At 36.3% G+C, this 16,780-nt stretch carries 10 protein-coding genes and 3 tRNA genes; 8 read left to right on the top strand and 5 right to left on the bottom strand.

The features are described from left to right. Window positions 1-2,673, bottom strand: coding sequence for an ATP-binding protein (locus PVK63_RS10070; RefSeq protein ID WP_274440389.1), 2,673 nt, complete (start codon window positions 2,671-2,673; stop codon window positions 1-3). Window positions 2,674-3,162: 489 nt separating this feature from the next. On the opposite strand from PVK63_RS10070, the gene PVK63_RS10075 reads away from it, so the two are divergent. Continuing rightward, window positions 3,163-4,044 (top strand): sigma-70 family RNA polymerase sigma factor, encoded by an 882-nt coding sequence (locus tag PVK63_RS10075; RefSeq protein ID WP_274440390.1) that lies wholly within the window; start codon window positions 3,163-3,165, stop codon window positions 4,042-4,044. 55 nt (window positions 4,045-4,099) lie between these two features. After that, entirely contained in the window at window positions 4,100-5,689 is a 1,590-nt protein-coding gene (locus PVK63_RS10080) for a GGDEF domain-containing phosphodiesterase (protein ID WP_274440391.1), read from the top strand. 95 nt (window positions 5,690-5,784) lie between these two features. On the opposite strand, the gene PVK63_RS10085 is transcribed toward PVK63_RS10080, so the two are convergent. After that, complete coding sequence (locus PVK63_RS10085) at window positions 5,785-6,111, bottom strand: Hpt domain-containing protein (RefSeq protein WP_274440392.1); 327 nt, start codon at window positions 6,109-6,111, stop codon at window positions 5,785-5,787. A gap of 313 nt (window positions 6,112-6,424) precedes the next feature. On the opposite strand from PVK63_RS10085, the gene PVK63_RS10090 reads away from it, so the two are divergent. From PVK63_RS10090 to PVK63_RS10100, 3 genes are all read left to right on the top strand, one after another. Beyond that, a tRNA-Ser gene (locus PVK63_RS10090) sits at window positions 6,425-6,515 on the top strand. Window positions 6,516-6,565: 50 nt separating this feature from the next. Next, a tRNA-Thr gene (locus tag PVK63_RS10095) sits at window positions 6,566-6,641 on the top strand. A 30-nt stretch (window positions 6,642-6,671) separates the two neighbouring features. Continuing rightward, window positions 6,672-6,747, top strand: a tRNA-Asn gene (locus PVK63_RS10100). Between the two features lie 257 nt (window positions 6,748-7,004). Here the strand turns inward: PVK63_RS10100 and PVK63_RS10105 are convergent. Continuing rightward, window positions 7,005-7,484 carry a DUF1097 domain-containing protein gene (locus tag PVK63_RS10105; protein ID WP_274440393.1) on the bottom strand — a complete coding sequence of 160 codons (480 nt, stop codon included), beginning with the start codon at window positions 7,482-7,484 and terminating at the stop codon, window positions 7,005-7,007. A 520-nt stretch (window positions 7,485-8,004) separates the two neighbouring features. On the opposite strand from PVK63_RS10105, the gene PVK63_RS10110 reads away from it, so the two are divergent. Together PVK63_RS10110 and PVK63_RS10115 are read left to right on the top strand one after the other, a co-directional pair. Next, complete coding sequence (locus PVK63_RS10110) at window positions 8,005-10,650, top strand: beta-N-acetylhexosaminidase (protein ID WP_130046982.1); 2,646 nt, start codon at window positions 8,005-8,007, stop codon at window positions 10,648-10,650. Window positions 10,651-10,979: 329 nt separating this feature from the next. Then, window positions 10,980-13,628 carry a molybdopterin-dependent oxidoreductase gene (locus tag PVK63_RS10115; RefSeq protein WP_274440394.1) on the top strand — a complete coding sequence of 883 codons (2,649 nt, stop codon included), beginning with the start codon at window positions 10,980-10,982 and terminating at the stop codon, window positions 13,626-13,628. A gap of 138 nt (window positions 13,629-13,766) precedes the next feature. On the opposite strand, the gene PVK63_RS10120 is transcribed toward PVK63_RS10115, so the two are convergent. Together PVK63_RS10120 and PVK63_RS10125 are read right to left on the bottom strand one after the other, a co-directional pair. Continuing rightward, on the bottom strand, window positions 13,767-14,378 hold the full coding sequence (locus PVK63_RS10120) for a toxin-antitoxin system YwqK family antitoxin (RefSeq protein WP_274440395.1): 612 nt from the start codon (window positions 14,376-14,378) through the stop codon (window positions 13,767-13,769). Window positions 14,379-14,590: 212 nt separating this feature from the next. Beyond that, window positions 14,591-15,460 (bottom strand): LysR family transcriptional regulator, encoded by an 870-nt coding sequence (locus PVK63_RS10125; protein ID WP_130046980.1) that lies wholly within the window; start codon window positions 15,458-15,460, stop codon window positions 14,591-14,593. Between the two features lie 113 nt (window positions 15,461-15,573). Here PVK63_RS10125 and PVK63_RS10130 point away from each other — a divergent pair, with 113 nt between their 5' ends. Then, window positions 15,574-16,767 (top strand): MFS transporter, encoded by a 1,194-nt coding sequence (locus PVK63_RS10130; protein ID WP_274440396.1) that lies wholly within the window; start codon window positions 15,574-15,576, stop codon window positions 16,765-16,767. Window positions 16,768-16,780: the final 13 nt, after the last annotated feature.

The raw sequence follows: 16,780 nt of genomic DNA on the forward strand, positions 1-16,780 counted from the left end.
CTATTTCATCTTAATTATTTTTTCTAATAAAACTTCTTTTTTAAAAGGTTTTGCAACATAGTCATCCATTCCTGATTCATAGCACTTTGAAATATCTTGATCGAGAACACTTGCTGTTAGTGCAATAATGGGTATCTTTTTTCTGCGTTGTTTTTTTTCGACGGTTCTTATTTCTTTTGTGGCAGAAAAGCCATCTTTCACAGGCATCATACAATCCATTAGAATTAGTTCGTAATCTTCATTTTCTGTGAATTTATCAATAGCTTCTTGTCCATTATTTGCGATGTCAAACGTGTAACCAGAACGACTTAAAAACAAAGATGCTACTTTTTGATTAACGAGATTATCTTCTACTATTAGAATGTGTTGCTTTTCTTGTGTTGTTTTCTTGGACTGAAATGAATGGAATGTAGGTTCATCTGTAGCTTTGATTTTATGATTTGATTTATTTTCAAAATGGAAAGTCAAAGAGTTAGCTAAGGTTTTAGCAAAGCGATGTCCAAGTAATGGGTAGGTGATTAAACCATCAATAATAGATTCATAGTTAGTCGCGCTATTTTTATGTTTTTGTATTAAAACAATAGGGATGTTTGGGTGTTTTTCTCTAAGGTTGATAAGGTTGTTTCTACCATTTTTTTCCATGCAATTATTTATACAGTAAAGGATAATTGCTTTTTCATCATCCATTAGATTTATGCCATCAGGTGAGTTTGTTTTTATAACATTGAGTAAATTATGATACCGGCACTCATTTTCAATATCCTGTTCAAAATCTTCCCCATTATTTAATAAGATAATAGAGGTATTATCCAATTCTTTAAGTAATAGTCGTTTTTCAATAACAACTGATGTTTTTATAGAAAAAGAGAAAGTGCTGCCGTGTCCTTTTTTAGATTCTAGTATTAATTTTCCGCCCATGAGTCCGATAAGCTGTTGCGTAATGGCAAGGCCTAAACCTGTTCCTCCATACTGACGGGTTATAGAGCTATCTTCTTGTATGAAAGGTTTAAATATTTTTGCTTGGGCTTCTTTTTCTATTCCGATACCAGTATCTGAAACAGAAATATTGATATAACCATTCCTACCTTCTGTCGGAATAAAATCTGCAGAGATAGTAATACTGCCTTGATAAGTAAATTTAATAGCATTAGAGGTTAGGTTCATTAAAATTTGTCTAATTCTATGGTCATCAAGCAATAAATAATCAGGAAGATTGGGTGATAGTTTTATGATTAGTTCAAGATTTTTCTCTGTTGCTTTAGGAATACCAATTGAAACAATATCGAATATAATTTCTCTCAAGTTACAGTTATGTGTGTGGAGAGCTAAATTTCCGGCTTCTATTTTTGATATATCCAGAATATCACTAATTAGAATCAATAAAGTCTGTGAAGAGGTCTCTATTGTGTTTAAATAATCATGCTGTATTGGTGATAGCTTAGTTTCCGATAAAATACCTGATATACCAATAATACCATTGAGTGGGGTTCTTATTTCATGAGACATATTAGCGAGAAAAGAACTTTTAGCTAGGTTAGCTTGCTCTGCTTCATTTTTAGCTAATATGATTTTTTTCTCATTTTTAGCCCGCTCAAATACTAGGGAATTAAGACTTTGAGAGAATGAAGCTAATTCATCTTTACCATCCACTTGGATTTGAATGTTGTAGTCGTGGTTCTTTTCAATTAAAGCCATTGTTTTTGTAATATTTTTTAAATAAGTAATGATGCGTTTTGATAGCGAAGTACCGAGATAAGAGATAGCAGCCAGTGATAAAATAAGCAGGCTTATAAATAATAAAATCGTAATATATGTATTTTTAAATTGAGTTTTTAAGTTTTGTTTGAGATCGGTTACTATTTTTTGTGTTACTGATTTTATTAATACAAGTCGATGATTTAATGCTTGGGTAGCTGCATTATTATCAATATTTGAGTAATCTTTCGCCTTGTTTTTGAGTACATCATTACGAAATTTCATGCTTAATGCAAAACTGTCATTACTAAGTTTTTTTAGCAATAAATCGATATGAGATGCATTAGCATCCATCGATCCGAACTGTTTAATGTACAACTCTTGGCGATAAAATAGAGAGTTAAGTTCATCGTGATATTGAGTTTTAGGGCTATTTAGATCGAGATTAATGTACCAATTTTCTTCCGTAGCCCAATAATTAAGCCATTGAAGTTGAGTAATTACACGCAGTTTTTGATTTATGGCGCTTGAAAGTAATAGAAGTTCTTTTTGATTTTCGAGTTCATACATCTTGTTTAATATGCCTGAAACCCTATGAGACCACTCTTCGATATCTATAGCCGAAAAGTTGTTTATTTTTGCATTAGTTGCTATCAAATCATTAACTGCATTGTATAAACTTGGTTTTGTTGCTTCATCAACTTGAGAGCGTAAAAAAGTTAGAGTGATTTTTGATGAAGATTTATCAACATCATTATCATTAGAAAATAGAGCATTTAAACGCAGATTATGCATTGCAGTAATGTAATTTGAAATCGTTTCATTTAACAGTAGGCGGTCATTTAAAGAATGAAGAGTATTTAACTTCAGTAGCTGCGTTTGGATTTCTCTTCCTGAAAGCACACATAATATAACCATAGGAAAAACGACTAAAGTAAGTAATCTTGATTTAATAGAAAACTGGTTCATTAATGACATAGCACACTATCCTTGTTGGAAAAAATCATCCAAATTGACCTATCTTATGATCATAGGATATTAAATTTAAAAGGGTAGCGGGTTACGTTATTTTTTTACTCTAACACTAGAGTATTAGCTCTTATTTAAGATATGAGCTTACATCTAAAGAGTTAATAAATACTGAATGATAAGTGATGAAATTAAAGGTTATTCAGAAGATAATAGACTACACATTTGAGAGAGGATAAAACCACGTTTATAACCTTTACTGTTAATTTTATATTTTATTCCGTCAATATTTTGAAGTTGAACATGACAATATATTGGCGTCTCAGTAATGATATTTTTCACCTTCCAATTGTGATGTTCCCCACAGATTTATTATTCACATATGCTGCTTTACCATATAGAATTGCGTATTGCTTCTGTGTGGCTCATAGTTAATTTAACCTTCTGAATATACAGGAGGACAAGAAATAATTAGTTCGCTAGGTGCAAGGATGTATTATGGAACGCTCAAGAAAACAAATTAACCAGATGGATACTGATATATTAGACAGTTATGCCATATATTTAAAAGATATAAATAGGTATCAATTACTTACAGCTAAAGAGGAACTTGATTATAGCCGTTCATATAAATCTGGTTGTATAAAATCAAGAGATAAATTAATTGAATCGAATTTACGCCTTGTTGTTAAAATTGCCAATAAATATAGAAACCGGAATCAAAAAGAGTTAACGCCTTTAGATATCATTGAGGAAGGAAATTTAGGATTAATAAAGGCCATTGATAAATTCGACCCTGAGTTAGGCTATCGCTTTTCGACTTATGCAGTGTGGTGGATTAAGGAATCGATTGAAAGTGCACTGTTTAATCACTCAAGAACAGTGCGTTTACCTGTGCACATAACCAAAGAATTGAATACTTATCTTAGGGCTGCTCGTGAGCTAACAAAATCACTTAAAAAAGAGCCTTCTATTCGTGATATTTCAGAGTATTGTGATAAAAATGAAATTAAAGTAAATAAAATCATGGGATTAGTTCCTAGCTCTTCAACGAATAGGTCCGCATTAATTGAAGATAGCTCGCCTATCCATGTTGAATCATGTGAAAATAATACATCAAATAACCCTGATGAGTTTTTATCTAAGGTAAACCTTGAAGATAATTTGTCATTATGGATAGGCACACTTCATTGTAGAGAAAAAGAAATTATTATTAATCGATATGGACTTTTTGGTAGTGAGGTAAAAACCTTAGAAGAATTAGGGGGAGACTTAAATCTTTCGAAAGAGAGAGTTAGGCAAATACAATCAGAAACCTTAATAAAATTGAACACTATATTTAAAACAAACAAGTTAAATCTAGAAGTCGCTCTTGGATAGAGAGGAGGCTTAGGCTTTTCTGTAATGTGATTAGTATGATTTATAGGTGGTTTGTATGGATATAAATGTATTATTTAAGATGCTCACAGTTCTTAATTTTTTAGCTCTATTTGGTTCGATTTTTTTCATGTATAAAATGGGGAAACTAGGTTCTAAAACATTAAGAACATATTTATCAATAATTACTGTTGCTTACGTAGTTGGTTTTTTATATTCAGAATATTACTTTATAAACCATGGTTTTTTTAATGAGTCAGATTCCTTTGCTCTTATTGTAGTGACGGTGTCAATACAGATGTTAGTTATTGTTTTATATGTAATAACTCAATTTATACGCTACTTTTCACAGGAGGATGAAAAGAATAATATATTTGAGTCAAAATATAATAACGCTACCTATAAAAAAGCAATTTTAAGTAAGATAGAACTTGGTACCCCATTTAACATTATTAAAGTTAAGATCATTAACCATAGGAAGCTTATTGATGTCTCATCAGAGAGTCAGTTTAGTAAGATGTTGTCATTTTCTGTTTTAGAGCTAAAAAAAACATTGAAGGATTCGCATTTAGAGTTTTATCATGATTCTAGAGAAATTATTATTATTGGTTATTCAACAGATAGAGAAGAAATTAAGCGTTTGGCTTATATGGTATATGAAGCATTAATCCTACCAATAGAAATGAAAAAACAGAATATTTTACTTCAACCTGTGATTGGTTGTGCTATTTCATCATCTGATGTTGAAAGTAGTGAAGTACTTTTAAAGCAAGTAGACATTGCATGTTATAAAGCAAAAAAACTAGGGGTAATTCTTGATTTTTATAGAAGTACTTACTCTGAATCTATTTACGAAGAGGCTTACATTTTAAATAGATTAATAAATGCGATCCCAAATAATGAGTTTAAGCTTTTCTATCAACCTATCGTAAACAGTATCGATCAAACGGTGCATGGTTATGAAGCGCTTATTCGCTGGCCCCAGAGTGATGGGAGTATGATCCCTCCTGATAAATTTATTTCTATTGCTGAAACAAATAATTATATAAAGGGGATAACTCAATGGGTAGTGAAGCAAGTTTCCCATGATATTGCGGCGTTTAAAAGAGAAAATATACACCCATTAGTTCATGTGAATGTATCAACTCTCGACCTTCATGATGAGGATCTATATAAGGTCCTATTTACATTAGTCACGAATAAACAGTTAGAACCATCAGATGTGATCTTAGAGGTAACAGAAAGTGCCCTAATGTCAGATGTTGATACTGCTTACCTTATGCTCTCGAAACTATCGGAATTGGGCTTTTATATCAGTATTGATGATTTTGGTACGGGTTATTCATCACTATCTTTACTTAGAGTGCTGTCATTCAATCAGATTAAGATCGATCAATCATTTATTCGTAACATGGCTATTGGCAATAGTGATTATGCCATTGTGGCTTCAACTATTTACCTTGCGCATAGTTTAGGTTGCAATGTTGTCGCTGAAGGTGTTGAAAATTTTGATTTATTTGATGAGCTTAAAGATCTTGGATGTGATTATATTCAAGGTTACTGTATTAGCAAACCTAAAGAGTTTACTGATATTCTTCATTGGTCTTTAAGGCAAATTGAGATGAACAAGCAAACAGCGATAGCATAACGTATGGTTCATAAGTCCCCCAGAGATCATCAGATTAACGTGGGGGGATTATGTTTGTTACTTTATTTAAGTAGAAGAGGATTGATTTTTCTCTTCTAAGAAAGGTACTGATTCATTTGGTCTGAAATATTTTTTAGCTCAGAGATAACTGACTCTATGATTTCAGCGTCCGGCTTAGTATCGCTTTTTGATAGTCTTTCAATTTCTTTTATTTGAGAAATAATATCTATTTCAAAAAGGTTCCCTAAAGCTCCAGAAAGAGTATGTGCGGTATTGTAAAGTGCAGTTAGATTATCGCTATCATACTCTAGGCGTATTTTTTGAATGATGCATGCATTTTCATTAAGGTATAGCGAAAATAACTCTTTTATAATCGCCTCGTCTCCTTCAAACATATCTTCTAACGCTGAGATGTTAATCATAGATGGTTCTCGTATCAATAAACTATATTCTTAATATAGGATATAAGTTTTTTTAATCAAAAAGACACCGGGTAGCTCTTATTGAATGTTTTGCTAAAAGATTTAGTAGAGGGTTTTATAAAGTGGAGAATAAATAAATACTATAGTCATCAATGATTAGTTGTTTTTTTATTCAAATTCGATAAAAATCAATCAATTAGGTTTACTTTTAATCAAGTGGACATTTTTTTTCAAAAAAGACTTGCGCCTGATCTCATTTTCTCTATAATGCGCGACATCACTTGATGAGGCAGATGCTTCAGAAGAGTCCCGTGGAGGGATGGCTGAGTGGTCGAAAGCACCGGTCTTGAAAACCGGCAACCGTTAATAGCGGTTCTAGGGTTCAAATCCCTATCCCTCCACCACATTCTATTATTGAGCTAAGTTAGCTTGATGATGACAAAAGATATAGTGTGCCGACTTAGCTCAGTAGGTAGAGCAACTGACTTGTAATCAGTAGGTCACCAGTTCGACTCCGGTAGTCGGCACCATATTTTCTCTTTATGAGATGCAACATCTGTTCCCTTTTAGTTCAGTTGGTAGAACGGCGGACTGTTAATCCGTATGTCGCTGGTTCAAGTCCAGCAAAGGGAGCCACCTTTAAGAACGCCGCTTGATAGCAATATCAAGCGGCGTTTTTGTATTTGTAAACTATTGAGTTGTAGATGTTTTTTTGAGTTTATTTATACATATGTCTCATAAGTGATTGTTTTTAAAGTTATGAAATGTGTTTAAATCTATTTTGTCACTTTACAACGCTAGAAGCTCGGAAGATATTCAAGGATGAATAAAAAAGCCTCTCACTAGTTATCATTAGATTAGTTAAGAGGCTTTTTTTGAATTGGGATTTACTTTTAGCTTTTGCTCATTGCCATTAATTTATTATTTTCTAATTTTTCTTTTAGCCACAAACCAGATGTCTTCATTGCATATGCAAAGACAACCCCTAAGATTAGAGATGGAATAACAAGTTGCCAGTTACCATTTGACGCAAAAGTTGCACATGAGCCAATAAAGGTACCTGGAATAAAACTTAACCAACTCTTTTTTGCTTGTGCGCACATAAAGAAAGCAACAATAGCTGTAATAACATAACCAATGATCTCTAGGCTTGCCATTGATGAAAGTTTAATGATGACCATAGCCCAAAATACACCACTAAGATTAGTAGCAATACTTAACCCTATGCCTTTTAGTCCATCGGTAGGGGATGCAAAGTAGGTAGTGCAACCAAGAAAACCAGCCCAACTTAATAATCCTAAGCTTACTGCTACCCAGCCCCAAAGACCTGAAAGAATGCCTGTAGTAATCGCAATGGCAATTAATGTACTCATGGTTATACCTATAATATCGGTTATTTGCTAATCACCTATCATAATGTCTTTAACTGTGATTTTTAGTGATTTAAATCTCCTTAATTAACTATTGTTACATTGCTCTCTTTGAAAATTGAGAGTGCAATCGATTGCACCTTTATGAAGTCAAAATGTAAATAGAAAAATAAAGTTTTAAGTAAATACACACATACATGTAAAACTTTATTTCACTGTGAATTAAGTATCTTGGGGTTCTAATGTGTATTGTTGATCTTAAATTTTTATTTTGTACCTCAGTTAGTTGGGGGTTATTGTGGGTTACCTCACATAATGATAATTATATTTTTAGCGGGGCTACTAGTATTCCGTTCTGTTATAAGTTGATGTAACTCTCATTATTTTAATTTATACCGTGAAATATAGAATTAAGTGTGATTCAAAGCATAATTTGGATTTATCTTAATTTGTAAAACTAAAAAACTTTTGTATTGTAATTCCAGATTTGAATTTTAATTACTTTATTTTTAGGAATGGAATCATGTTGAAAAGAACCCTTCTTTCTACTGTTATTATGGCAAGCTTAGCGGCTTGTTCTTCTACTTCTTCTGAACAATCAACAGTTAACCAGCTGGCTGAAAACCTAGATATTAACTACACAGTGATTACTAACCAAGGCGCTGATGACGGCCTTGCTTGTAAAGAACTTCAGGCTGAATGGGCATCATGTAACAAAGTAAACATGACAATCACCAACACTGGTGAAGCGGTTGATTCTGCTGATTGGACAATCTATTTTCACAGCATTCGTTTAATTCTAGATGTTGAAAATGACCAATTTAAGATTACTCGTGTAACGGGTGATTTACACAAACTTGAACCAACAGATAAGTTTGATGGTTTTGCTGCTGGCGAAGAAGTAGTTCTTCCATTGGTAGCTGAGTACTGGCAGCTATTTGAAACTGACTTCATGCCAGGCGCATTTGTAACGGCTCCAGGTGCAGAAGCTCGTAATATCATTTCTTTGGATACTGAAGATACTAGTGAGTTTGTTGATGAAATTATCGGTGTTCAACTAAAACGTACTCTTGCTGATAACAACGTTGTAGCAACAGCAAACACTCGTTTTGAGAAAAACGCTGATGTAGCTGAAGTAGATGCGTCTTCTCATATTATTCCAACACCTTTAAAAACAACGCTAACGAACAAAACGGTTGATTTAGCAAAAGGTATCTCTATTACAGCAAACGGTATTGATGCAGACCAACTTGCTGCATTAAACCAACGTGCTGAACTTCTAGGTCTTGAAACTTCTGGTGAATATCCAGTGTCTGTTTCTGTAGATAAGAAGCAATTCAAAGATGGCGTATCTGGTGCATACAAATTAGATGTGGCTGAAGGTAAAACTACGGTTGTTGCATTTGACCAAGCGGGTGCATTCTACGGCGTACAATCTTTACTTGCTCTAGTAAGCTTAGATAGCTCAGAAATCCCAACGCTAAACGTAGAAGATGCTCCACGTTTTGAATACCGTGGCGTAATGGTTGATGTTGCTCGTAACTTCCACTCAAAAGAAGCGATTCTTGCGACGGTTGATCAAATGGCAGCATACAAACTTAACAAACTACATCTTCACCTAACAGATGATGAAGGTTGGCGTTTAGAGATCCCTGGTCTTCCTGAACTAACTGACATCGGTGGTAATCGTTGTTTTGATGAGACAGAAACCTCTTGTTTATTACCTCAACTAGGTTCAGGTGCTGATTCAGATAACTTTGGTTCTGGTTTCTTCACAACAGAAGATTACCTAGAAATCCTAACGTACGCGAAAAACCGTAACATTGAAGTGATTCCAGAAATCGATATGCCAGCTCACTCACGTGCAGCAGTTATGTCAATGGAAGCTCGTTACGCACGTCTTGCTGCTGAAGGTAAGATGGAAGAGGCGAACCAATACCGCCTGATGGATCCAAAAGACGAATCAAACGTAACAACGGTTCAGTTCTACAATAAACAAAGCTTCATTAACCCATGTTTAGATTCATCTTCAACATTTGTAGATAAAGTGATCACTGAAGTTGCAGCAATGCACAAAGCGGCAGGTGTTCCTCTATCAACATGGCACTTCGGTGGTGATGAAGCGAAAAACATCAAACTTCACGCTGGTTTCCAAGACATCAACGATGAAGAAAAAATCGCATGGAAAGGTGACTTAGACTTATCTAAGCAAGACTTCCCATTTGAAAAATCGCCACAGTGTCAGTCTCTGATTGCAAGCGGTGAAGTTGCAGATTTCGAACATCTACCAAGCCATTTTGCTGAGCAAGTATCTAAAATTGTTGCAGCTAAAGGCATCCCACACTTCCAAGCGTGGCAAGATGGTCTGAAATATTCTGAAGGTGCTAATGCATTCGCAACTGAATCAGTACGTGCAAACTTCTGGGATACTTTATACTGGGGCGGTGGTGCTTCAGCATACGAGTGGGCTGAAAAAGGTTACGACGTAGTTATCTCTAACCCAGATTACGTTTATATGGATTTCCCATATGAAGTTGACGCAAAAGAGCGTGGCTACTACTGGGCAACTCGTGCAACAGATACACGTAAGATGTTCGGTTTTGCACCAGAAAACCTACCTCAAAATGCGGAAACATCAGTTGACCGTGACGGTAACGGCTTTGAAAGTGCAGGTACAGTAACACCTAAGAAACCTTTCTACGGTCTGTCTGCACAACTTTGGTCTGAAACCGTACGTACTGATGAGCAATATGAATACATGGTATTCCCACGTGTTATCGCAGCAGCAGAGCGTGCATGGCATGAAGCGTCTTGGGAAAATGAATACAAAGCAGGTGTTAAATACTCTCTAGAAACAAACCTAGTGAACAAGAAAGCACAGCTTACTGATTGGACGAACTTTGCAAACACTATGGGTCAACGTGAATTAGCGAAGCTTGAAAGAGCGGGTATTGATTACCGTCTACCTATCCCAGGTGCAGAAATTGCAAACGGCGAACTAAGCATGAACATTTCATTCCCAGGTGTAACGCTACAATACTCTGTAGATGGCGGTAAAACATGGTCTGAATATGACAATGCAAACAAACCAAAAGTAACAGGTGATGTTCAAATTCGTTCTGCATCATTTACTGGCGAGCGTGTTAGCCGAGTAACTAGCGTTAAATAATTACGCTAGAAAAAATTAGAAACAGTCATTAAATAACCAAACGGCACTTCTTTTATAAGAGGTGCCGTTTTTTTATGTAATAAACTTCATACATCAAAAATGAAATCATTCTTTTATTTTTTGGTTAAGTGTTTTTTATGAACGTAACATCGTCTAACTTCGTTATAGCGGACTCTAAAATCACTTAAATCCCCATTCATCAGTACGTACGATGTTTATCTATTTATAAATGTGCATTTAAAATGAACCTTTGAAGGTTTACTATATTCCTTATGAATGACTTATCGAATCATCAGTATTGATAAGTAACTAAAACTACGGAATGTATTATGGCTATTTCTCGACGTACTTTTTTAAAAACATCCATTGCTACAGCAGTTGTTGCTGGTGGTGGTTTAATGGTTTATCCGGCTTCGAAATTCTTTGATGATGAAGATATTGAGGTGATCCCACACGCAAGTCACTGGGGGCCATTTAATGCGATAGTAAAAGCAGGTGTACTTGTTGGTATTCAACCGCGTAAAGATCTCGATGCAATGCCTACCGAAATGTTAACGGAAGGGCTGATTGGTCGGGTTTACGATAAAACTCGTGTTAAATACCCTATGGTTAGAGCCTCTTATTTAGCCGATCCAAAAGGCGATACCAAGACTCATTTACGTGGTAAAGAACCCTTCGTTCGTGTGAGTTGGGATGTCGCATTATCATTAGTAGCAGAAGCCATTCAAACGACAGCCACCGACCATGGAAATGAAGCTATTTTTAGTAGCTCTTATGGTGGTTGGTCACACGCCGGTTTAATGAGGCCACAAGTACTACAAGGCCGATTCTTTAATCTTATTGGTGGGCAAAGTACCACAACGGGTGACTATTCAGGTGGTGCCTCTCAGGTTATCCTTCCTCATGTTATTGGTGATATGGAAGTGTATTCACCACAAACAGCGTGGCCTGTAATTAAAGATAACACTGAAATATTTGTACTGATTGGTTGTGATCCTTGGAAAAATAACCGCATCGAATTTCGAGTCGCCGATCATCAAATGTACCTACATTGGAAGCAGTTTGCCGAAGATGGCATCAATTTCATCTCAATTAATCCACAACGTACCCGAACAGATGATGAGTTAGATGCGGAATGGGTCAAAATTGTGCCTAATACCGATACCGCTTTATTCTTAGCCATGGCGCAGCATGTATATGTTAATGATCTACATGATACCTCTTACTTAGATCGCTACACCGTAGGGGCAGATAAATACATTGATAATTTAATGGGTAAAACTGACGGGGTGGTTAAATCTCCAGAGTGGGCAGCGAAAATTACAGGTATATCGGCAAAAGATATTCAGGCAATGGCGATTAAATTTGCAACCAGTAAAACTCAGTTTGCCGCTGGATGGTCGCTGCAAAGAGCCGATCATGGTGAAATGATTCATTGGGCAATTATTAACTTTGCAGCCATGTTAGGGAAGATTGGTAAACCGGGGGAAGGGGTTGGCTTTAGTTGGCATTACGGTAATGGTGGTATGCCACAATCAGGGAAAACATTACCAATTGGCTTATCTCAAGGTAAAAACCCAGTCAGTACTATTTGCCCGGCATCTCGTATTTCTGAAATGTTAATGAATCCAGGAAAAACCTTTACAAGAGATGGTATCGAATACACCTATCCCGATGTCAAAATGGTGTATAACGCAGGCAATAACCTACTTTCACATCAACAAGATACCAATCAATTGATTGCAGCACTTAATGACAAAGTAGACACCTTTGTATGCCAAGACCCATGGTGGTGTGCATCGTCGCGTTATGCTGACATTGTTTTACCCGCAACCAGTACGTTAGAGCGAGATGATCTCTCCTCTGGTGGGACTTACAGTAACGATAAAATCTATGCGATGCGTCAGGTTATTCAGCCTTACGGGGAAAGTTTAGATGACTTCGAAATTTTCCGAAGATTAGCTGAAATATTTAACGTTGAAGATAAATTTACGGAAGGGTTACCGTTTGATGAGATATTAAAACGAGCCTATAAAGCGTCTTCTGCTACATTATCGTTTGATGAGTTTTGGAAAAATGGTGTCGCTTTATTACCAGTGCCACAAGAAGCAAACCAATGGGTAAGACATGGTGATTTTTATCAAGATCCAGAGAAGAACCCACTGCATACGACATCAGGAAAAATAGAACTATATTGCCAAGATATCGCCAATTTTGATGTGAAAAACTGCCCGCCAATGCCGACATTCTTAGAACCGTTTGAATATCTTGGTAACGCAAAGCCTAATGAAGTTCATGTTGTTAGCCCGCATCCTTATATGCGGTTACATTCACAACTGGCAAATACAGAAGTTCGTAAATACGAAAGTGTTCAAGGACGACAATACGTACTTATTAATGATAAAGATGCAGAGAAGCACGGGATTCGTTCTGGCCAGTTAGTTGAGATATTTAATGAACGTGGTCGAGTGATTGCTGGAGCGAAAGTCTCTGATCAGATTATGCCCGGCGTGATCAGTTTAGAAGAAGGGGCGTGGTTGCAATTTGATAGCCAAGGGCGCTGTAATAGTGGCTCAATTAACGTATTAACCTCTGGTAAAGCATCAAGTGATTTAAGCCAAGCGACGACGGCTAATACCTGTCTGGCTTATATTCAACGTTGTCGAGATCCGGAATCACCCAATTTAGCGTTTGAGCCACCAAGAATTGTCACGGTAGATACCGATCTTCAGATTGATAAAGTAAACGCAACCCTAGGTCATGATAATGGATTAGGCAGTGAGACAAAACAAAGCGTCGGTGAAGCCTTATTTTATCAGCGTTGTACCATGTGTCATTCAGCCAAAGATCCCAAGCAGTATACTAAGGCTCAATGGCGTGGTATCACTCAGAGCATGTTTCCTCGAGCAGGGTTAAATCCATTAGAGAGAGAAGAGGTGATGTCTTTTCTAGAAGCTAACGCCAAAGATTCAAACTAAGTTATCTATTGTTTTAAATGACACGGTTAAGCAATTTAAGATGTGATAATTGAGTTGAGTGTTACTTAATAAATAAAATAAACCCTCAGTAAGTAAGATTACTGAGGGTTTATTTTATCCTGATAGTCTTTTTGAACACTAACTTTCAGGCAACCAAGTTTGTTCAGAAACCACTTTTTGATTTTTGAAAGTGAGTTGCTCTACTTTATCACCATGATTATTCCAATGAGTTACTGAACCATCTTTGATTTTTCCGTCATCGTAATTAGCTTGTGTCGCTTTTTTCCCATTAGCGTAATAACTGGTGTATTGGCCGTCTTTCTGACCATCATCATAGTTAATGGTTAAGTTTTTCTCGCCATTGTCATACCAACGAGTTGCTTGTCCATCTAACTTATCATTCTTGTAAGTAAATTCTGTTTTCTTTTGACCATTTACATACCAAGTCTGCATCTGACCATTTAATTTACCATCTTTAAAGTTAAGTTTTGACGCCATTTGCCCATTTGGATACCAATTAGTTTCAGTACCTATTTCTAACCCTTTTTGGAATTGGGCTTTGGTCGAGATCTGCCCATTATCGTATTTCTGAACAAAAGATCCTGTATATGGGTTCTCTTGGTTTACTTGATAAGCTATGCCATTACGCATTTGTAAATAATCAACAGTGCTCTCTTTTGGTCCTGTTGCTGCGTAACTGGCACCTGACACTGTACTTAGAGCAAGTAAAACTGGGATATATTTCTTCATTGTGACACCTCATTTTTCGCGAACATTTCACATTGAATGGCTATGTTGTTTTTTACTTATATCGCTTTCATCATTTTTATTTTTTGATGTGAAGCTAAGCTGATATTCAATATTCCACTTATTTTTATTAATGTCAGTACCGAATTTTGTAGTCATACTTTTCATTTATGAGGTGTCAATTTAGGGAACTTTTCGTATTTCTTAAGGTAGCTTTAATGATTATTTTTCACAAACTCTAAGAAAGTCCGGTCAGCTTTTGATAGATAACCATTTTTTCGCCATGCAATTGAAATATCTAAAAAGATAGGTTCACTAAAGGGAATTGAGACAATGTCAGGTTCGTTTTCTGTGGCTAATTCGAGCAAAGCACTAATGGCGAAGTCACGTTTTACAATTTTCAAGATCACAGGTAATAAGTTGGTTTCAAAAGAGAAATTAGCGGTTAGTTTTTGTTGTTGGCAAATAGCATCTAACCTTTCGCGATGAAAGTACCCTTGTTTGAACATCACCAACTCTTGAGAGAAAAATTCAGTAAACGATAAGGTCTTTTTCTTTGAAAACTCATGTTCAGGGCTAACAACAGCCACCATTTGAGATCGAAGTAAGTGATCGGAGTCGAGCTCATTAGGTAAGTCTCTTACTTGAGTAATGCCAAGGTCAATTTCCCCATCAAGCAGCATTTTTTGTATTGACTGTGCGCCGGCCTCTACCATAGTGAGTTTTAATTTTGGGTATTTGCTTTTAAAAGCCATGAGAACCTCTGGGAAATAGTAGGTTCCCATAATGCTTGGTACGCCTAATCGTACTTCCCCTTTTTCTAACCCTCTTAATTCTTTCATTGCAAGAGAAGCATCATCCAATTGCTGTAAAATCAATTTAGCGTGGGTAAGCAGAACTTCACCCTCGTGAGTGAGGGCTATTTTTCGATCATTGCGGCGAAAGAGTTCAAGCTCTAATTCGGTTTCTAATTTTTTAATCGCCACGCTTAATGCTGGCTGAGCGATATGTAGACTGTTAGCTGCGTGGGTAATGTTTTTATGCTCTGCAACTGCGACAAAATACTTTAGTAATCGTGTATCCATATTTATTACATACCATAATCAAAAACTATCAAATCGATAATTATTATATATTTTCACTATTTCAATGAACTTGCTACTGTTTTGATATTGTTTTCCTAATGATGATCACTGAGATGATTGAATTTCGTAGTAAGGCGTATTACCAAGTGAGTGCCGCATTGGCTTTTGGATCATTTTTGGTCTTTTGTAATTTGTATTTGTTTCAACCTATGTTGCCAGTATTGGCTGATCATTTTATGGTGTCTGCGACTCAAATCAATTGGTTGTTGGCTGCAGGGACATTAATGCTGGCTCTGAGTTTATTGCCGTGGGCGATAGCGTCTGATTTCATTGGTCGACGCAAAGTGATTTTATTGAGCTTATTCATGCTTCCTGTCATAGGAGTGACCTCATTATTAACCGATAGCCTTATTGTTCTTATTCTAAGTCGTGCAGCAATGGGGATCGCACTTGCTGGATTTGCGGCTGTTGCAGTCGCTTATATGGCGGATGCGTTTACTGCTAAAGCGTTTAGTTATGCCATTGGTGCTTATATTAGTGCTAACTCGTTAGGAGGAATTTCTGGACGATTATTTGGCGGTGTTATAACCGATCATTTTAATTGGCAAATGGCAGTGATCTTGATGGCCCTAATAAGTGCAATTGGTGCCATTATCGTAGCTCTAATTTTGCCAAAAGACACAGCTCAACAAACTGAAAAACGGTCAGTCTCTGATTATCATCGTGTACTTGTTCAGCATTTAAGAAACAAGCCACTCTTTTTGGCTATGCTGATTGGAGGGGTTAATTTTGCTTTGTTTGTTAACTTATACTCCGTTACTGGTTTTCGTTTAATTGCTGAACCTTATTCGTTGCCTTTAAGCGTGACTTCTATGATCTTTCTTTGCTACTTATCAGGCACAGTGAGTTCCCGTTTAGTTGGATTATGGTGTCAGCGATTTAATGCGGTATCGGGTATGTTTGCAGGAACGTTACTTAGCTTAATTGGTATGCTTATCGCTAGCAACCAATCACTTATTACTATTATTATCGGTTTGAATGTACTAAGTTTTGGTGCTTTTTTTACTCATTCATTGGCGTATGGTTGGGTAAGCCAAAAAGCAGAGACGGCGAAATCGACGGCAACGGCATTATACTTGGTGCATTACTATGTTAGCGGCAGTTTAGGTGGGTTTTATTTAATGTATTGTTGGCAACATGGGGGATGGGAAAGCGTAGTTCTGGGCGCAGGAATACTTTATGTTGTTATCTTTTGGCTCTGTTGGCGTTTATATAATTACGCCCATACCAAGGTTGCATGGGCGTAATTAAAAAGGTCTC

The sequence above is a fragment of the Aliivibrio sp. S2TY2 genome, from assembly GCF_028765525.1.
GTDB lineage: Bacteria > Pseudomonadota > Gammaproteobacteria > Enterobacterales > Vibrionaceae > Aliivibrio > Aliivibrio finisterrensis_A.